This window comes from Caulobacter sp. GW821-FHT09A05 (assembly GCF_059418465.1).
Window position 1 is genome coordinate 53,811 of the sequence record NZ_JBWKPX010000007.1, and the last position, 17,744, is coordinate 71,554.

14 protein-coding genes are annotated in these 17,744 nt (G+C 70.5%); 7 read left to right on the forward strand and 7 right to left on the reverse strand.

Annotated elements, in window-relative coordinates:
• Nucleotides 1-85 precede the first annotated feature (85 nt).
• From AC07NX_RS08920 to AC07NX_RS08930, 3 genes are all read left to right on the forward strand, one after another.
• A complete protein-coding gene (locus AC07NX_RS08920; protein WP_494641005.1) occupies nucleotides 86-2,497 on the forward strand; it encodes an ATP-dependent helicase in 2,412 nt (803 codons plus the stop codon).
• A 59-nt stretch (nucleotides 2,498-2,556) separates the two neighbouring features.
• Entirely contained in the window at nucleotides 2,557-3,306 is a 750-nt protein-coding gene (locus AC07NX_RS08925) for a DNA polymerase III subunit epsilon (protein WP_494641007.1), read from the forward strand.
• Nucleotides 3,307-3,378: 72 nt separating this feature from the next.
• Nucleotides 3,379-3,678, forward strand: coding sequence for a hypothetical protein (locus AC07NX_RS08930; protein WP_494641009.1), 300 nt, complete (start codon nucleotides 3,379-3,381; stop codon nucleotides 3,676-3,678).
• Between the two features lie 79 nt (nucleotides 3,679-3,757).
• On the opposite strand, the gene AC07NX_RS08935 is transcribed toward AC07NX_RS08930, so the two are convergent.
• The 4 genes from AC07NX_RS08935 to AC07NX_RS08950 all read right to left on the reverse strand — a co-directional run bounded on the left by AC07NX_RS08935 (nucleotide 3,758) and on the right by AC07NX_RS08950 (nucleotide 8,115).
• The gene (locus AC07NX_RS08935; RefSeq protein WP_494641011.1) at nucleotides 3,758-4,312 is read right to left on the reverse strand and encodes a sugar O-acetyltransferase; all 555 of its coding nucleotides are present in this window, start codon (nucleotides 4,310-4,312) and stop codon (nucleotides 3,758-3,760) included.
• A gap of 72 nt (nucleotides 4,313-4,384) precedes the next feature.
• On the reverse strand, nucleotides 4,385-4,651 hold the full coding sequence (locus AC07NX_RS08940) for a helix-turn-helix domain-containing protein (protein ID WP_494641013.1): 267 nt from the start codon (nucleotides 4,649-4,651) through the stop codon (nucleotides 4,385-4,387).
• Nucleotides 4,652-4,741: 90 nt separating this feature from the next.
• Entirely contained in the window at nucleotides 4,742-5,227 is a 486-nt protein-coding gene (locus AC07NX_RS08945) for a hypothetical protein (protein WP_494641015.1), read from the reverse strand.
• Between the two features lie 71 nt (nucleotides 5,228-5,298).
• Nucleotides 5,299-8,115 (reverse strand): ATP-dependent DNA helicase, encoded by a 2,817-nt coding sequence (locus tag AC07NX_RS08950; RefSeq protein WP_494641017.1) that lies wholly within the window; start codon nucleotides 8,113-8,115, stop codon nucleotides 5,299-5,301.
• Between the two features lie 104 nt (nucleotides 8,116-8,219).
• Here AC07NX_RS08950 and AC07NX_RS08955 point away from each other — a divergent pair, with 104 nt between their 5' ends.
• Complete coding sequence (locus AC07NX_RS08955; protein ID WP_494641019.1) at nucleotides 8,220-8,999, forward strand: SIMPL domain-containing protein; 780 nt, start codon at nucleotides 8,220-8,222, stop codon at nucleotides 8,997-8,999.
• 1 nt (nucleotide 9,000) lies between these two features.
• Here the strand turns inward: AC07NX_RS08955 and AC07NX_RS08960 are convergent, their stop codons facing one another.
• On the reverse strand, nucleotides 9,001-9,930 hold the full coding sequence (locus tag AC07NX_RS08960; RefSeq protein ID WP_494641021.1) for a tetratricopeptide repeat protein: 930 nt from the start codon (nucleotides 9,928-9,930) through the stop codon (nucleotides 9,001-9,003).
• 153 nt (nucleotides 9,931-10,083) lie between these two features.
• Here AC07NX_RS08960 and AC07NX_RS08965 point away from each other — a divergent pair, with 153 nt between their 5' ends.
• The 3 genes from AC07NX_RS08965 to AC07NX_RS08975 all read left to right on the forward strand — a co-directional run bounded on the left by AC07NX_RS08965 (nucleotide 10,084) and on the right by AC07NX_RS08975 (nucleotide 13,910).
• Nucleotides 10,084-12,651 carry a ligase-associated DNA damage response DEXH box helicase gene (locus tag AC07NX_RS08965; RefSeq protein ID WP_494641023.1) on the forward strand — a complete coding sequence of 856 codons (2,568 nt, stop codon included), beginning with the start codon at nucleotides 10,084-10,086 and terminating at the stop codon, nucleotides 12,649-12,651.
• Between the two features lie 77 nt (nucleotides 12,652-12,728).
• Nucleotides 12,729-13,382, forward strand: a complete 654-nt coding sequence (gene pdeM / locus AC07NX_RS08970; protein WP_494641270.1) for a ligase-associated DNA damage response endonuclease PdeM — start codon at nucleotides 12,729-12,731, stop codon at nucleotides 13,380-13,382.
• A 60-nt stretch (nucleotides 13,383-13,442) separates the two neighbouring features.
• Entirely contained in the window at nucleotides 13,443-13,910 is a 468-nt protein-coding gene (locus AC07NX_RS08975) for a hypothetical protein (protein WP_494641025.1), read from the forward strand.
• A gap of 7 nt (nucleotides 13,911-13,917) precedes the next feature.
• Here the strand turns inward: AC07NX_RS08975 and AC07NX_RS08980 are convergent, their stop codons facing one another.
• Both AC07NX_RS08980 and AC07NX_RS08985 read right to left on the reverse strand, forming a co-directional pair.
• Nucleotides 13,918-14,397, reverse strand: a complete 480-nt coding sequence (locus tag AC07NX_RS08980) for a DUF3429 domain-containing protein (RefSeq protein ID WP_051965190.1) — start codon at nucleotides 14,395-14,397, stop codon at nucleotides 13,918-13,920.
• A 190-nt stretch (nucleotides 14,398-14,587) separates the two neighbouring features.
• On the reverse strand, nucleotides 14,588-17,518 hold the full coding sequence (locus tag AC07NX_RS08985; protein WP_494641028.1) for an SEL1-like repeat protein: 2,931 nt from the start codon (nucleotides 17,516-17,518) through the stop codon (nucleotides 14,588-14,590).
• Between the last annotated feature and the right edge of the window lie 226 nt (nucleotides 17,519-17,744).

The window sequence follows — 17,744 nt, forward strand, 5'->3', positions numbered from 1 at the left end:
GCGTGAACATCGAAGTTCCGGCGAGGAAGGGCGACGGATCGGCGCAAGGGCTTAAGCCGGGCGATCTTTGTGCTACATATGTTCCATGTCCCAAGGCTTCGACTCGTCCCCCTCTTTCGACGGCTTCCCCGGCGATCTCCCCGTCCCCCGCATCTCCGACCTGGCCCGTGCGCGCGGGCCGGACGGCGCCCGCGAGGCGCCGAACTACCTGGAAGGGCTGAACCCCGAACAGCGGGCCGCCGTGGAAGCCACGGAGGGCCCCGTGCTGGTGCTGGCCGGCGCGGGCACGGGCAAGACCCGCGTGCTGACCACCCGCCTGGCCCACATCCTGGCGACGGGCCGAGCCCGGCCGTGGGAGCTGCTGGTCGTCACCTTCACCAACAAGGCCGCCCGCGAGATGCGCGAGCGGATCACCCACATCATTGGCGACCAGGCCGAGGGCCTGCGCTGGCTGGGCACCTTCCATTCGGTGGCCGCCCAGATCCTGCGCCGTCACGCCGAACTGGTCGGGCTGAAATCCAGCTACACGATCATCGACACCGATGACCAGGAACGGCTGCTCAAGCAACTGATCGAGGCCGCCGACATCGACGCCAAGCGCTGGACGCCCCGCGCCCTGGCCGGCCTGATCGACACCTGGAAGAACCGCGGCTGGACGCCCGACCGGGTGCCGCAAAGCGAGGCCGGCGAGTTCGCCAACGGCCGGGGGATCACCCTCTACCGCCAGTACCAGGAGCGGCTGCGCATCCTCAACGCCTGCGATTTCGGCGACCTTCTCCTGCACAACATCACGATCTTCACCAGCCATCCGGACGTGCTGGCCGACTTCCAGCGCCGTTTCCAGTACGTGATGGTCGACGAGTACCAGGACACCAACGTCGCCCAGTACCTGTGGCTGCGGCTGCTGGCCCAGGGCCGCCAGAACGTCTGCTGCGTGGGCGACGACGACCAGTCGATCTATGGCTGGCGGGGCGCGGAGGTCGACAACATCCTGCGTTTCGAGCGCGACTTCCCCGGCGCCAAGGTCATCAAGCTGGAGCGCAACTACCGCTCCACCGAGCACATCCTGGCCGCCGCCTCGGGCCTGATCGACGCCAACAAGAGCCGGCTGGGCAAGACCCTGTGGACCGAGGCGTCCGGCGGCGAGAAGGTCAAGGTCAGCGGCGTCTGGGACGGCGAGGCCGAGAGCCGGATGGTCGCCGACGAGATCGAGAAAGCCAAGCGCGCCGGCCGCAAGTACAGCCACATGGCCATCCTCGTGCGCGCCTCGTTCCAGATGCGGGCCTTCGAAGAGCGGTTCGTGATGCTGCAGATCCCCTACAAGGTGGTGGGCGGTCCGCGGTTCTTCGAACGGGCCGAGATCCGCGACGCCCACGCCTATCTGCGGCTGATCCAGTCGCCCGACGACGACCTGGCCTTCGAGCGCATCGTCAACACTCCCAAGCGCGGCATCGGCGACACCTCGGTGCAGAAGCTGCTGCAGATCGCCCGCGCCGAGGGGATCTCCACGGTCGACGCGGCCCGGGTGATCATCGGCGGCGACGACCTGCCGGCCCGCACCCGCACGGCGCTGAGCAACTTCCTGCGCGACCTGGACCGCTGGCGGGCCCTGGCCGCCAACACCCCGCACCAGCGGGTGATGGAGGCGGTGCTTGAGGAGAGCGGCTATACCGACGCCCTGCGCCTGGACAAGGGCCCGACCAGCCAGACGCGGCTGGAGAACCTGAAGGAACTGGTCCAGTCGATGGGCGCCTTCGACACCCTCGAAGGCTATCTGGAGCACGTGTCGCTGGTCATGGACCTGGACAAGGGCGCCGGCGACGACGCGGTCTGGATCATGACCCTGCACTCGGCCAAGGGCCTGGAGTTCCCGCTGGTCTTCCTGCCCGGCTGGGAGGAAGGCGTGTTCCCCAGCCAGCGCAGCATGGACGACAAGGGCGAGAAGGGCCTCGAGGAAGAGCGCCGCCTGGCCTATGTCGGCATCACCCGGGCCCGCGAGGAGGCCCGGATCAGCTTCGTGGCCAACCGCCAGGTCTATGGCCGCTGGACCAGCCAGCTGCCGTCGCGGTTCGTCGACGAACTGCCGCTGGCCCACGTCGATGCGGCGTCCGAGACCGGCTATTACGGCGGCGGTCCAGGCATGCAGCAGACGGTGTCGTCGCGCTGGGACGATCCGGGGACCAGCACCTTCACGGCCGGCAGCTACGACAGCCCAGGCTGGAAGCGGGCCCAGGAACGGACGGCGGGCTTCAGCGAGCGCGGCGCCACCTGGCGCTCCGGGGGGTCCGCCGCGCGCTCGGCCCCGATCGAGGGCGAAGGCCGGCTGGTGGCGGTCTCGGCCGGCTCGGCGGCCAGCGCCTATACGCGCGGCGACCGGGTGTTCCACGTCAAGTTCGGCTACGGCAAGGTCACGGGCGTGGAGGGCAACAAGCTATCGGTGTCGTTCGACAAGGCCGGCGACAAGAAGGTGATCGACAGCTTCGTGGAGAAGGCCTGAGGCGGGCGGCTGGACCCCGCCCCTCCCCTTGCCCCGCGACAGGGCCCATATTTCGGTGCATGGCTGCTCCCCGCGTCCGCGTGATCGATCTGGAGACCGCTGGAAACGGTCCGCATGACGTCTGCGAGATCGGCTGGCAGGACGTCACGCAGGGCCCGGACGGCCGCTGGCGCGTCGACGAGGACCGTGGATCCCGGCTGGTCAATCCCGGCCGCCCGATCACGCCGGAAACGATGGCGGTTCACCACATCATCGACGACGACGTCGCCGGCGCGCCGTTCTGGAAGGCGGTCGCGGGCGACGTGCTGAGGCCCGACGGCGGCGTCCAGGCCCTGGCCGCCCACCGGGCCGCCTTCGAACAGCGCTACTGCACGCCGAGGTTCACCGGCGGCGCGCCCTGGATCTGCACGTGGAAGTGCGCCCTGCGGCTGTGGCCGCACCTGACCAGTTTCTCCAACCAGATGCTGCGCTATCAGCGCAGGCCCGAGGGCCTGGTCCGCGAGCTGGGCCTGCCGGCCCACCGCGCCCTGCCGGACGCCTACGTCACCGCCCACCATCTGCGCGACATGCTCGACGAAGCCTCGTTGGAGCAGCTTCTGGCCTGGAGCCACGAGCCGGGCCTCCTGCCGCGCGTGCCGGCCGGCCCGGAACGCGGCAAGCCCTGGGATCGCCTCGGCCTCGAAACGCTGCGGGTGTTCGCCCAGGACCGGGACCCGAACCTCCGCTTCAGCGCCGAGACCGAACTGCGCCGTCGGGGCGAGGCCGCCGAGCCGCCGACGGTCGAGCCCGCGCAGCGGACTTTGCTCTGAGCGCAATCGCGATCAAACAGCCGCTCGAAGTCCGCGCTATCCCCGCCGCATGCTTCGTCGCGAGACCTGCTCATGACCCCCGTCGAGAAGGCCATCTGGTTCATCGAAAGCCATTTCGCCCAGCCCCTGGACCTGGACCTGGACGAAATCGTCGACGCCGGCGGGGTCTCGCGTTTCCACATGTCCCGCGCCTTCGGGGTCGCCACCAATCGCCCAGTGATCGGCTACCTGCGCGCGCGGCGACTGACGGAGGCTGCCGGAGTCGGCCTACGGGCCGGCCGACGCCCCGTTCTCGGGCGCTATGGCCCCGAGTTCGATCCCCGGACCGGCGAAGGCGGGTTGGAGGCGTGGATCCCGGTAAAGAGGAAATAGCGGCCGTTCAAGAACAGCAAACCGTTGTCATCCCGGAAGCCTCGCAGAGGCTGTCCGGGATGACAACGGTGAGAGTTTCCTAACCCCGAACCCGCGCCGGGTTGCCGACCGCCGTCGCGCCCCTGGGCACGTCGCGCGTGACCACGCTGCCCGCCCCGATGATGGCGTCGTCGCCGATCGTCACGCCCGGCAGGATGATCGATCCGCCGCCGATCCAGACGTTCTCGCCGATGCTGACCGGGCGGGCGTATTCGATGCCCGTCCGGCGCTCGACCGGGTCGCGCGGATGCTCGGCGGTATAGATCTGGACGTGCGGCCCGATCGTCGTGGCCGCGCCGATGGTCACCTTCGTGACGTCCAGGATCACGCAATTGAAGTTCAGGAACGCGCCCTCGCCGATCGCGATGTTGTAGCCGTAGTCGCAATGGAAGGGCGGCCGGATGCTGACGCGGTCGCCAACCTCGGCCAGCCGTTCGCGCAGCAGGGCGTGGCGTTCCGACGGCGGCAGGTCCAGGGCGTTGTAGCGGCCCATCCAGGCCACCGCCGCCTCATGGTCGGCCATGATCTCGGGATCGACGGGACTATAGAGGTCGCCGGCCAGCATGCGCTGTTTGTGGGTGCGGTCGTCGATCACGAGGCCAAAGCTCCTTGCTGCCCCCTCCATGCCAGACACGAGACGTGGGGACAAATGGAGGCGCCTTGGCCGCTAGAACCGCTCCAGCGCCTCGCGCACCGTGTCCGGCGCGTGGTCGATGACCCGCAGATAGGCCGTCAGGACCGCGTCCGATCGGGCCTGGCCCAGCTCCAGGGCCGCCAACTGGGCCAGCGGGATGCCGAAGGCCCGGGCGAACTCGCCCTGCGACAGCCCGCTGCGCCACCGCACGCCCTGCACCAGGGCCCGGGCCGATCGGGCATGGCCGGGGTCGGCTTGATCGTCGACGGCCATGTCGGTGGTGATCTGGGATCTGGTCATGCAACGCTCCTCGCACTTCCCCCGCGCCACGGTGTGTAGGCGCGTTCCGTTGCAGGAATTCGACCCCTTTGCGTCGGCGAGGCGACTCTATCAGGGCTTTTTGGGCGTGATCACCCTCGGCTGGCCGGCCATGGCCCGGGCCTTGGCGTCGACGGCCTCCACCCCCCTCAGCGGGTCGCCGGCCGCCTCCAGCATGCTGTTGAACACCTTCAGGTCCTTGGTGCTGATCTTCTGGATGTCCTTGTCCTTGGCCCATTCCAGGCCGATCAGCTGGCCCAGGCGGCAGGCCTTGGGCAGCAGCGCCGGCTGCTCGGCGGGACCGCCCTTGGCCAGCAGCTTGCCGACGATGTCATTCCAGTTGGGCGAGCCTGGGAAGCAGAAGGACAGGTGATCGCAGGTCCCGGTCCAGAATCGCTTGTACCAGCGCTGGTGCTCGTCGGTGTCGAAGCGGATGGAGTCGGTCGGCTTGACCACCGCCCGGCAATCGGCGCGCACGAACTCGCCGGCCCGAGCGGCCGGCGCGATCCCCAACAACGCCACGGCCGCCAGGACCGCCCAACCTCTACGCAACGCCAATGCCAACTTCCCCGAAATACGACCGGACACGTCCTTTTCGGACGCTCTACCCAAACTTGGTATCGCGCTGATTAAGAACGATCTTCCGACAAAAATGCGGCGGTCGCCTCGATCGCTTCCACCAGGCCCACCCGTTCGATGGTCACGCCCTCCGGCAGGCTGGAGAACAGGCGGGTCGGCGCGGCGGCGTCCAGCATCACGAACACCCCCCGGTCGTCGGCCCGGCGGATCAGGCGGCCGAAGGCCTGGCTGATGCGGGCGCGGGCGGTCGAGTCGTCATAGCCCTTGCCGCCAAAGCGCGCGCGCCGGGCCTTGTGCAGCACGTCGGGTCGGGGCCACGGCACGCGGTCGAAGACCAGCAGGCGCAGGGACCGGCCCGGCACGTCGATGCCGTCGCGGATCGCGTCGGTGCCCAGCAGACAGGCGTCCTCCTCGGCTCGGAAGATATCGACCAGGGCGCCGGCCTCCAGCGGGTCGACGTGCTGGGCGTAGAGGGCCAGGCCCTGGTCGGCCAGGGGCGCGGCGATCCGCTCGTGCACGGCCTTCAGCCGGCGGATGGCGGTGAACAGGCCCAGCCCGCCGCCACCGGCCGCCAGGAACAGCTCGCGCATCGCCGCCGACACCTGGCGCGGATCGTCCTTGCCGACGTCGGTGACCACGAAGGCCCGGGCGTTGTTGGCGTAGTCGAACGGCGAGACCAGGCGCAGCACCTTGGGCGACTGCGGCAGCCGCGCGGCGCCGGTGCGCATTTCGGCCAGGGCGAACGGGTCCTCAAGCGCCGGGTCGGTCAGGGTGGCGCTGGTCACCAGCACGCCGTGGGCGGGGCTGAGGACGGCGGCGCGCAGCGGTTCCGTCGGGTCCACCCAGTGGCGGCGGCAGGCGGCGTCGACGACGCGGCCGTACAGGAACGTGGCCTCGAACCAGTCGACGAACTCGGGATCGTCCTCGGCGTCCTCGTCGATGGCCTTGAGGATCGAGCGCCAGGCCGGCAGGGTCATGCGGGCCCGGCGGTCCAGTCCGCGCAGCGCGCCCTCGATCCGCGCCCGCTCGGAGGTGGGCAGGGTGTCGGCCTCCTCGTCCAGCACGTCTTCCAGGTGGCGGGCCAGGGCCAGCAGCGGGGCCTCGATGGCCGCCAGGGCCTTGGCCGCCTCGCCGGCCCGCTCGCGCACCAGGTCGATGGCCGGGCGGGCGGCGCATTGCAGGCCCTGCTCGGCCGCACCGGGCCGGTCGGTGACCCGGGCCCGAAGCTGCTCGATCACCGAGACCAGATAGGTCTCGATCGGACCGATCGGATTGACCTGGCCGTCAGGCGGCGCGATGCGGCCCGACCAGCCTTCACCGGGCAGGGCAGCGGCGGCCTGCAGGACCGCGTTCAGGGCGCCGCGGGCGCCTTCGCGCTCGCCGATGATGTCCAGCAGGCGCGCTTCCAGCCCCCTGCCCCGCCGGCCGCGTCCCTCGGGCCCGCGCAGCCAGCGCCGCAGCTCGGCCGCCTCGGCCCCGGACAGAGCGGCCGAGAAGGCGCTGTCGGCGGCGTCGAACAGGTGGTGGCCCTCGTCGAAGACGATGCGCTTGAGCGAGGTGGTCTCGTTGTCGCCCTTCAGGCCCCGGGCGGCCCGGGCCCCGTCGAACGCCGCCTGGCTCAGCACCAAGGCATGGTTGGCGATGACGATGTCGGCGCGCTTGGAGGCCCGCACGGCCTTTTCGATGAAGCAGACGCGATAGTGCTGGCAGCCGGCATGGATGCACTCGCCGCGACGGTCGACCAGATTGGCCGGGCCGGCCTGGACCGAGGGCGGGATGGCGAACAGGGTCGGCAGCCAGGCCGGAAAGTCGCCGCCGGTCATGTCGCCGTCGCGGCTGACACGCGCCCAGCGGGCGGCCAGGGCCAGGCCGATCAGGTCGCCGTTGCCCAGCTGGGCGGTGTTGACCTGCTCCTGGAAGTTCAGCAGGCAGATGTAGTTCTCGCGCCCCTTGCGGACCACCGCCTTGCGGGCCCGCACCAGCGGGTCGGGATAGATCGAATGGCTCTCGCGCTCGATCTGCCGCTGTAGGGCGCGGGTGTAGGTGCTGATCCACACCGCCGGTCCGTTGGCCTCGGCCCAGAGCGAGGCCGGCGCCAGATAGCCCAGGGTCTTGCCGACGCCGGTGCCGGCTTCGGCCAGCATCATCTGCGGCTCGCCCTCGCGTTCGCGGGGAGCAAAGGCGTAGGCGGCCTCGCGAGCGAAGGTGTCCTGGGCCTCGCGCACCTCGTCCAGGCCCGAGCGGTGCAGCAGTTCGCGCAGGCGTTCGCTGGCGCGTTCGGGATCCACGGGACGGGAACCGGACTCGCCGGGCGGGGCCTGGTCCTCCCATTCGGTCGCCCGGGCCCAGACGTCGAGGCCGGAGCTGCGGAACTGGTTGCCGACCGGGGCCGAGCGCAGGGCGCCGACCACCGCGGGCCCCCAGGCCCAGCCCGCGCGGGCCAGGGTCTCGGCGACCGCCAGGGCCTCCTCGCGCGACGGCCTCGGCGTCAGGGCCAGCTCGTGCAGCAGGGCCGCGGCGGCGTCGCGCAGGGTCTGGGCCTGGGCGGCCGCGCCTCTGGGCTCGGTCAGGCCCAGGGCGGTGGCCAGCCCCACGGCCGACGGGGCGCAGAAGGTGGCCGGGCGGGTGAAGGCGTACAGTTCCAGCACGTCGAACACGCCGCGCCCGCGCGCCGGCGCCTGCAGATTCAGCCGCTTGGCGGTCATGGAGGCATGGGCGACCAGGACGGGGCCGTATTCGAACAGGTCGCGGGCGTCGGGGGTCCGCAGCACGCGGCCTTCGCCCGAGCCATCGGCGACGCCGGCGCGCGGGCCGGGCAGAACCACCAGGGCGGGGGCGAGATCGAGGGCGGGAATCTGTGCGGTCACCCATCCGTTCTAGCGGACGGGGGCCGGAAACGGAACGAGAACATATTCAGGCTTGGCCTAATCCCGCCAGCCTGCCATTTTCACAACCTAAAATGGAGAGATTCATGCGTCCCGTCCTGCTCGCCTGCCTTTTCTCGGCTGCCTCGTCGCTTGCTCTGGCCCAGACCCCTGAATCCCCGACGCCCGCGCCGATGGTCATGGTGATCGGCAACGGCCGGGCGGAGGCGCCTGTCGATTTCGCCTGGCTGAACTTCAACCTGCGCGGCGAGGGCGCCACGTCCCCGGAAGCCATCACCGCCCTGACGACCAGCCGAGGCAAGCTGGAGGCCAGCCTGAAGGCCCTGCCCGGCAAGCCGACCCTCGATGTGCGCGGCGGAACGCTCTCCATACGAGAGGTCCGCCCGAAGGCTTGCGTGGTCAACTACGCCGCGCCCAGTCTCAGCACCGGCGAATGCGCGGTGATCGGCAGTGTCGCCACGGTCGGCTTGCAGGTGAAGGTGACGCCAGCCAAGCAGGTCGGCGACGTCGCCTCGCTGGCGGCCCAGCTCGGCGCGGCGGACGTCAGCCTCAACAGCGGCGGTCTCGCCGACGATCAAGCGCTCGAGGACGAGGCGATGCGCGAGGCCATCGCCGACGCTCAGCGCCAAGCGCGGCTGATCGCCGAGTCTTCAGGGCGGCGTCTTGGCCCGATCCTGCGGATCCAGGATTCCCAAGCCAACGCGATCAACAGCTTCCCCGCGCCGCCTCCTCCGCCTCCCCCGCAATACGAGGCACGCGAAGAGACGGCGTTCTCGGCCGCCAAGCTCGTAGCGCCCCTGGCCATGACGCCCCCGCCGATCGTGCGCAACGCGCGGGTCACCGTGACCTACAGCCTCTTGCCGTAGCTCAGGCGGTCGGCGTTTCCGAAGAACCGCTCTCCAGGCGTTCGGCGGCGTCCTCGGCGGCCGCCGCCACCTCTTCGTCATCGCTCTCGGCGGCCATGCGATACAGCTGCACCGCCTTGGCGCGGCTGGCCTTCACCCCTTCGCCGTCCTCGTACATCTGGCCCAGCTGGTAGTAGGCTGTCAGGTTGCCGGCGGTGGCGGACAGGGCGTAGAGGCGCAGGGCCTTGTCCAGATCGACCTCGACGCCCTCGCCGTTGTGGTAGGCGGCCGCGACATTGGCCAGGGCCACCGCCGAACCCCGCTGGGCCGCGTCCACGTAGAGCTGCAGCGCCCGCCCCTCGTCGGCCGGCATGCCGTAGCCTTGCAGGGCGTAGGTGCCCAGGTCGTTGATGGCGTCCACCGAGCCGGCGGCGGCGGCCTTGCGCATCCAGGCCACGGCCCGGGCTTCGTCGGCCGGCACGCCGCGCCCCAGCTGGTAGGCCAGGGCCAGCTTGTACATCCCGCCCTCGTCGCCGCCCGCGGCGGCGCGCCAGTACCAGCCCAGGGCCTGGGCCAGATCGTCGGCACGGGTCTCATAGACCAGGCCGGCGTTGTAGGCGCCCAGGGCGTCGCCCTTGGCGGCGGCGGCCTTGTACAGCGACAGCGCCTTGGCTTCGTCCTGGTTCAGGTCCTGGCCTTCGAAATAGAGATTGCCCAGGGCGATCATGCAGCCGGTGTCGCCGGCCTTGACCCCGGCGTTGAGCCAGCGCACCGCGGCCTCGACGTCGCGCTGGTCGCCCTTGGCGTTCAGATAGCTGTCGGCCAGCAGGTCGTAGGCGGCGACATCGCCGGCCTGGGCGCGGCGCAGCAGCTGGGCCCGGGCGGGCTCCGATGGCGCGGCGGACGCGGCCAGGGAGGGCCCGGCGAGCGCCAGCATCGTCGCCAAGGCCAAGCCTGCAAGGCTGTTCCGAGCCGTCCGTCCCATGTGAGTCACGCCCTCGCGATCCTGTCCTTCGGGTAGACCCGCCTACCATCCTTGTCAAAAGGCCGGACTTAGGCAGGTTGACGCATGGAAACGGAACGGGAACATGCTATAGGCCGGTCAATGGCCGAGGCGACCGCCCTACCTCCCCGCTTTCAACAGTGGTTCGCCTCGCGCGGCTGGGCGCCGCGGCCGCACCAGCTGGCCATGATCGAGAAGGGCCGCCAGGACCGCGACGCCCTGCTGATCGCCCCGACCGGCGGCGGCAAGACCCTGGCCGGCTTCCTGCCCAGCCTGATCGACCTGGCCGAACGCCCGCCACGCAACACACCGGCTGGGGTGCACACCCTCTACATCTCGCCACTCAAGGCCCTGGCGGTCGACATCGAGCGCAACCTGGCCACGCCGATCCGCGAGATGGGCTTGAATATCGTGGCCGAGAGCCGCACCGGCGACACCGGCGAGGCCCGCAAGCAGCGCCAGCGCCTGCGGCCGCCCGACATCCTGCTGACCACGCCCGAACAACTGGCCCTGTTCTGCGCCTGGGAGGGAGCGCGGACCTATTTCGCCGACCTGTCGTGCGTGATCATCGACGAGGCCCACGCCATCTGGCCGTCCAAGCGCGGCGACCTTCTGTCGCTGGGCCTGGCGCGGCTGCAGCTGTTCGCGCCCAGGATGCGGCGGGTGGGGCTGTCGGCGACGGTGGACGATCCGGATCTGGTGCGGCGCTGGCTGGGCTTCAACACCCCTCCCCCCGTGGGGGAGGTGTCGATCAAAGATCGACGAAGGGGGGAGTTGGCCGGGTCAGCAGACTCCCCCCACCGGCGCTCCGCGCCGCCTCCCCCACAGGGGGAGGTCCTACCCGCTCACGCCGTCGACCTCGTCCTCGGTTCCGGCGGCGCCCAGCCGATCGTCGAAGTCCTGGTGTCCGGCGGGCGCGTGCCCTGGGCCGGCCATACGGCCGAGCACGCCATGGCCGAGATCTACGAGATCATCAAAGGCGCCAAGACCGCCCTGGTGTTCGTCAACACCCGCTTCCAGGCGGAGTTCGCCTTCCAGGAGCTGTGGAAGCTGAACGACGACGGGCTGGCCATCGCCCTGCACCATGGCAGCCTGGCGGCCGAGCAGCGGCGCAAGGTCGAGGCGGCCATGGCGCGCGGCGAGATCCGGGCCGTGGTCTGCACCTCGACCCTGGACATGGGCATCGACTGGGGCGACGTCGACCTGGTGATCCAGCTGGCCGCCCCGAAGGGCGCCTCGCGGATGGTCCAGCGGATCGGCCGCGCCAACCACCGCCTGGACGAGCCGTCGCGCGCCATCCTGGCCCCGGCCAACCGCTTCGAATACCTGGAGTGCCGCGCCGCCGCCGACGCCATCCTGGGCGGCCACCTGGACGGCGAGCCGGCCCGGATCGGCACGCTGGACACCCTGGCCCAGCACATCATGGGCTGCGCGTGCTCCGAGCCCTTCGCCCTGACCGACCTCTATGACGAGGTCCGCACCGCGGGCCCCTATGCCGACCTGTCGTGGGAGGACTTCGAAAGCGTCGTCGATTTCGTCTCGACCGGCGGCTACGCCCTGCGCACCTACGACAGGTTCCGCCGCATCGTCCCGGGCCAGGACGGGCTCTGGCGGGCGCGCAACGCCCAGGCGGTGCTGGCCCACCGGATGAACGTCGGGGCCATCGTCTCGCCGGCCATGATCAATGTGCGCATCGGCGGCGGCAAGCGCCCGATGGGCGGCAGGAAGGTCGGCGAGGCCGAGGAAGGCTTCTTCGAGCAGATGAAGCCCGGCGACACCTTCGTGTTCGCCGGCCAGGTCTGGCGGTTCAACAGCCTGGTCGGGGCCGACGCCTTCGTCACCCCCGCGCCGGACAAGGACCCGATGATGCCCAGCTGGGGCGGATCGAAGTTCCCGCTGTCGACCTATCTGGCCGGCCGCGTGCGGGCGATGATGCACGACGAGGCCGAATGGCCCGCCCTGCCCCCCGACGTCCAGGAATGGCTGGGCTACCAGAAGGTGCGTTCGATCATTCCCGAACGCGACGAGATGCTGCTGGAGACCTTTCCGCACGGCAAGCGCTTCCACCTGGTCTGCTATCCGTTCGAAGGCCGGCTGGCCCACACCACCCTGGCCATGCTGCTGACCCGGCGGCTGGACCGGCTGGGCATCGGCCCGCTGGGCTTCGTGGCCAACGACTACGCGGTCAACATCTGGGCGCTGAAGCCGATGGACGCTCTGGACCTGGACGACCTGTTCGCCCAGGACATGCTGGGCGACGACCTGGAGGCCTGGCTGGCCGAGAGCTTCCTGATGAAGCGCGCCTTCAAGGCCTGCGCCCTGATCTCCGGCCTGATCGAGCGCCGCCATCCGGGCCAGGAGAAGTCCGGCCGGCAGGTGACCTTCTCGACCGACCTGATCTATGACGTGCTGCGCCGCCACCAGCCCGACCACCTGCTGCTGCGCTGCGCCCGCGCCGACGCCGCGACCGGCTCGCTGGACGTGGCGCGGCTGGGCGAGATGCTGGCGCGGGTCCAGGGCCGCATCCGCCATGCGGCGCTCGACCGCGTGTCGCCCATCGCCGTGCCCATTATGCTGGAGATCGGCCGCGAGCGGGCGCCGGGCGACGCGGCCGGCGAAATGATCCTGGCCGAGGCCGAGGAAGACCTGATCGCCGAGGCGATGGCTTGAATGAGAGTATATGCGGCGTGACCAGCCTGGCGTTCCAGATCGGCGATTGCGGCGGCCTGCGGCTGGAGATCGCGGGAATGCGCGCCGTGCTGCGCCATTCGGGGGCCCTATGGCTGGAAGCCGAGCGCACGATGGTCGTGGCCGACCTGCACTTCGAAAAGGGCAGCAGCTACGCCGCCCGCTTCGGCCAGATGCTGCCGCCCTACGACACCCGCGAAACCCTCGACCGGCTGGAGCGCGAGTTGGCCGCGCTATCGCCCGCGACCCTGGTCTTCCTGGGCGACAGTTTCCATGACGGAGCCGGTGAGGATCGGTTGCCGGGCGACGACCGGGCCCGCATCGCCGCCCTGGCCGTGGGTCGCCAACTGGTCTGGGCCGTGGGCAACCACGACGAGGACGGCCCCCGCGCCCTGCCCGGAGACGTGGTCGACGAGGCGGCGATCGCCGGCCTGACCTTTCGGCACGAACCCCTGCCCGGCGCCCAGCCCGGCGAGGTGGCCGGCCACCTGCATCCGGCCGCCAGGGTGACCAGCGGCCGGGCCACGATCCGCCGGCGCTGTTTCGTCACTGACGGGGCGCGCCTGGTGCTGCCGGCCTTCGGCGCGTTCACCGGCGGGCTGAACATCCTGGACCAGGCCTTCGCGCCCCTGTTCGGCGGGCCGGCCCTGGCCGCCGCCCTGGGCCCCCGACGGGTGCACGCCATCGGCTGGAAGTCCCTGCGGCCGGACTGAAACGGATCACCCTTCTTCGCCGGGCGTTCTGATCCCCGGGACGCTGGAAGGAGAACCGTCATGCGACCGATCCTGATCGGCATCGGCGCCGTTCTAGCCTTGTCGGTATCGCCGCTGGCCGCCGTGGCCGGCGAAGCCCCGGTCAAGACCGTGGCCAAGCTCGACGCCAAGGACCCAAAATACGACACCGAGGCCTGCAAGGTCCTCCGCGCCAAGGCGATCGACTATGAGGAGCCCGGCCTGGTCAAGAAGGCGCTCAAGATGGGCGGCAACGCGGTCGTGCCCTTCGCCGGCACGGTGGCCTCCGCCGCCCTGGGCATGAAGCAGGGCAGCAAGGAAGACAAGCTGAGCAGACAGGTCGCCGCGGCCTGCGTCTCCGATCCCCTCAACGAGGAAACGCCGCTGATCAACGCGCCGAAGGCCGGGACCGACGCGGCGGTGCTGGCGGTCGAGGCGCCGGCGGCCGATGTCGCCGCGGCCACGTCGCCGAACGCGGCGGCGACCGAAACGGTGGCCACCACCCAATAGTCGCCGTCTAGAGGTGGAGCGCCTGCTCCAGGGCGAAGGCCAGGGAGATGGCCGCGCCCGAGGTCAGCAGGGTGCGCAGGCGCGGGCGCCAGGCTGGCCCCTCATGATTGGTCACGTCCCACAGCCATTGCAGGATGAAGACCAGCAGAAAGCCGGACAGCTGCCAGGCCGGCTCGAACTTCAGGCCGCCCAGCAGCAGGCCGAAGCCTGCCAGGGGAAACAGCAGGGACAGGCCCAAGGTTATCCAACGCGGGCTGGCCCGCTCGATCTCAAGGCCGCAGCGTATGCCGCCCAGATACGACATCATGGCGGTCGAATAGGCCAGAAGGCTGATCAACGCCACCTGGCGCATGTCGATCGGGCCGTAGCAGAACAGCGCCGAGCAGACGACGAACGGGACCAGGGTCGCCAGGCCGCAGACCCATACGGCCAGGGGTACCGGCACGCGATCCTGCGGATGGTCGGCCGCTGCTGCTTCGAACGCCATGCCTACTCCTTCGGGCGCGAGTTCCGACGCACGCCCTTCCCCCCGGAAGGGACCGACTATTACCGAGGTCTGCCCATAGGTCCACGGACGATATTTGGCCACAAGACACATCCTTTGGACGAGCACCCTGGGATGCTCGTCCAAAAAGGTCTCGGAAATCCAGCTTCAGCGGCGAAGAGGCCGTCCTGGATCAGCGCGCCCAGGTCGACAGGCGGCTGAGAGTCTCGCCGTCCAAGGCGCCGGAGGCCTGGAGGTTCTGATCGCGCTGGTAGGCGGCGATGGCCATCTGCAGGGCCGGCGAGGTGACGCCGTCCTGCGGACCTTGGTAGTAGCCCAGCTTGGACAGGGCGCGCTGGGCCGTGGCTAGGCCGGCGCTGGGAGCAGCCGCCGAAGCAACGGCCGGCGCGGGCGCGGCGGCCTGCGAGCGGAAGCCGCTGGCCGAACGCTCGGCGATCCGCTGCCCCTCGGCGGTCAGCTGCACGCGCAGGGCCATGGCGCGGGCGCGCGAGGCGGTGTCGCCCGACCGCGCGGCGATCAGGTACCACTTGTAGGCCTCGGTCGGGTTCTGGCTGACGCCCCAACCGCCTTCGTAGAGCTGGGCCAGGTTGAACTGGCTGTCGACCAGGCCCAGGTCCGACGCCTTGCGGAACCAGCTGGCGGCCTTGGTCGAGTTCCGTTCGCCGCCCTCGCCCTTGTAGTAGTAGAGGGCCAGGTTGTGCATGGCGCGGGCTTCGCCGGCGGTGGCGGCGCGCTCGGTCCAGCGGCGGGCCTCGACCAGGTCCTTCTTCACCCCGCCCTCGCCGACCTCGTACATCTTGGCCAGGTAGAACTGGGCGCGCGGCAGGCCCAGGTTGGCGGCCTTGCGCAGGCTTTCCAGACCCGTGCGGTCCTTGGCCTCGATGCGACGCACGCCGTCATCGTAGAGGGCCTGGGCGTTTTCGCCGGGGGCCGCCGCGGCGGCGGGCGCGACTTCCGTGGAGGCCGCCTCGACAGGAACCTGCGACGTGAGGGCGACGGCGGCGCGGGCGCCGGCCGGGCTGGTGTCGACCTCGGCGGCGCGGATCTCGCCGGTGGTCTTGTTCGACGTGCCCTCGGCCACGCGCTCGGGCAACGGGCCCGAGCCTTGGGCCAGGCTCATGATGGTGCCGGCCGAGGCCACGCCGAGGCAAGCGGCGGTGGCCGAGACCATCAGGGCGGTCTTCATCGCGCCCTTCTTGGCCTTCTTCTCGGAGCCCTTGGCGCCGAAACCGGCGAACAGCGAGGTTCCGGGCTTCTTGACCTTCGCCTTGTCCTTGCCCCTGGCGTCGCCGGCGGCGGCGGCCTGGCGAGCAGCGGCCCGGGCCTGCTCGATCACTTCGCGGGTCGACAGAGGGCGCGAGGGCGCGGCCGGCTCTTCCGGGGCGGCGAAGTCGGAGGCCGCGAAGTCAGGGGCCGAGAAGTCGCCGTCGCGGTCGGCGGCCGGCTCGAACGCCGTTTCAGGCTCCAGGGCCGAGGCGAAGCCGTCGGCGGCCTCGAAATCCTCGTCGCCGAACTCCAGCGCCGGCGGCTCGCTGGCCGGGAAGGCCGGCGCCTCGAACACCGGGGCCTCGAAGACGGCGGGCGCGGCCGTGCGGGCGGGCGTCGAGGCCGGCGACGGCGCGTGGGGCGGGATGAAGGCCGTGGGCTGGTGGAAGACGTCCTCAGGAACGGCTTCACCATCGAACGAGAAGCGCTCGCCGTCATCGAACGGCGACGGGGCCGGACGCGTGGGCGGCGGAGCCGCGGCGACAGCGGCCTGCTCGGCCGCGCGGCGCTGGGCCTCGGCCAGCCTGGTGTCGATCTTTTCGCGCGCTTCCTCCAGCAGGCGCGCGGTGCGCTCCTCGCTCTGGCGGATGCGGTCGACCAGTTCCTGCGAAGTGCGCTCGTGGCGCTGGTTCAGGCGGTCGGTGACGCGGGTGACCTGGTCGCCGACATCGTCGATGGCCAGGGCGTTGCGGCGCTCGGCGTTGCTGATCCGCTCGGCCAGCTTCTCGGTGATCCGGGCGATCTCCGTGCCGAGCTTCTCCAGGGCCTGGGCCTGGACGCTGTCGGCGCGATTCAGCTTCTGGTCGATGCTGGCGGCGACCTGCTCGATGGCGGCGGTGTTGCGGGCTTCCGAGGTCTGGACGCGGCGGTTCAGGGCGTCGGCCATGCCGACCACTTCACGACCCATGCGCTCGATGGCCTGGGCCGAGCGCTGTTCGGCGGCCTGCACGTGGGCGGTCATCTCGCCCAGCTTGCGTTCCATCCGATCGAAGCGGCCGTCGGCGGATTCGCGCAGCTTGGCGGCCATCTCCATGCGGGCGGCCTCCATGCGCTGGGTCAGGCTGCCGGTCAGGTCGTCGAGGCGCTTCTGCACGCCTTCGCCGGGGTTGCTGCTCTCGACCGTCCGCAGGCGGCCGTCCAGGGCGCTGAACGAGGTGTTGAGGGCCTGCAGGGCTTCCGAGGTGCGAGCCTCGGCGGCCTCAAGGCGCTGTCCGAGACGGGCCACGACTTCTTCGACCAGCGCCGAGGGATCGCCGACGCCGGCTTGGCCAGCCTGGGCGTCCAGGCGCTGTTCCAGATGGGCGATGGTCTCGCGGGTGCGGGCCTCGCCTTCATAGAGGTGGCCGGCGACCTTGCCCAGCGCCCCTTCCAGGGCGCGCAGGGCCTCGGCCGAACGCGGGCCGGCGGCTTCGACCTCGATGCGGCGCAGCCGTTCGGCGGCGCGGGTCTGTTCGGTCTTGATCTCGTCGGCCACGCCCTCGAAGCGAGCGGCCACGGCGACCTGTTCGCGCTCGGCGGCGACTAGGCGCTGCAAGGCGCCGCGCACGGACTCGTCGATGCCGGAAATGGCCTGGGCCGAACGCTTCTCGGCCGCCTCGATGCGATCCGTCAGCCGGTCCAGGGCGACAGCCACGCGGCCGACCTCGTCGGCGGGATGCTCGCGGGCCTCGATGCGCGAGGGCGCGCCGCCGCGGGCGGTCTCATAGTAGGAAGGATTGGCGCGATCGTTGTTGACCGCCAGGGAGGGACGGCTGGGTTCGCCGAACGCTTCGAGCGATGCGGCGTCGAAGCCCTCGCCCTCGATGATCATGCGATTGAGCCATTCGCCCAACGTCATGCCGGAGCGACGCGCGAGGTCCTTGGCGACCTCCCGTGCCTTGGGGTCTATCCCCTTAACGCTCCATGGCGCCGCGGCCGTCATCCGAATCGTTCCCTCTGCACCTGGGAACCAACGCTAGTCACCGATTCCTAGCGTGTAAACGCGACCCATACCGCTACATATAGCAATGGTCTAGATTAACTGTGGATGGTTAACAGGCGCACCTTCCTAACGTGTGTACCTA

Bases quoted from the DNA above. Each gene is read 5' to 3' on its own strand.
- AC07NX_RS08920 (WP_494641005.1), top strand. From the start codon at position 86: ATGTCCCAAGGCTTCGACTCGTCCCCCTCTTTCGACGGCTTCCCCGGC.
- AC07NX_RS08925 (WP_494641007.1), top strand. From the start codon at position 2,557: ATGGCTGCTCCCCGCGTCCGCGTGATCGATCTGGAGACCGCTGGAAAC.
- AC07NX_RS08930 (WP_494641009.1), top strand. From the start codon at position 3,379: ATGACCCCCGTCGAGAAGGCCATCTGGTTCATCGAAAGCCATTTCGCC.
- AC07NX_RS08940 (WP_494641013.1), bottom strand. From the start codon at position 4,651: ATGACCAGATCCCAGATCACCACCGACATGGCCGTCGACGATCAAGCC.
- AC07NX_RS08955 (WP_494641019.1), top strand. From the start codon at position 8,220: ATGCGTCCCGTCCTGCTCGCCTGCCTTTTCTCGGCTGCCTCGTCGCTT.
- AC07NX_RS08965 (WP_494641023.1), top strand. From the start codon at position 10,084: ATGGCCGAGGCGACCGCCCTACCTCCCCGCTTTCAACAGTGGTTCGCC.
- pdeM (WP_494641270.1), top strand. From the start codon at position 12,729: ATGCGCGCCGTGCTGCGCCATTCGGGGGCCCTATGGCTGGAAGCCGAG.
- AC07NX_RS08975 (WP_494641025.1), top strand. From the start codon at position 13,443: ATGCGACCGATCCTGATCGGCATCGGCGCCGTTCTAGCCTTGTCGGTA.
- AC07NX_RS08980 (WP_051965190.1), bottom strand. From the start codon at position 14,397: ATGGCGTTCGAAGCAGCAGCGGCCGACCATCCGCAGGATCGCGTGCCG.
- AC07NX_RS08985 (WP_494641028.1), bottom strand. From the start codon at position 17,518: ATGACGTTGGGCGAATGGCTCAATCGCATGATCATCGAGGGCGAGGGC.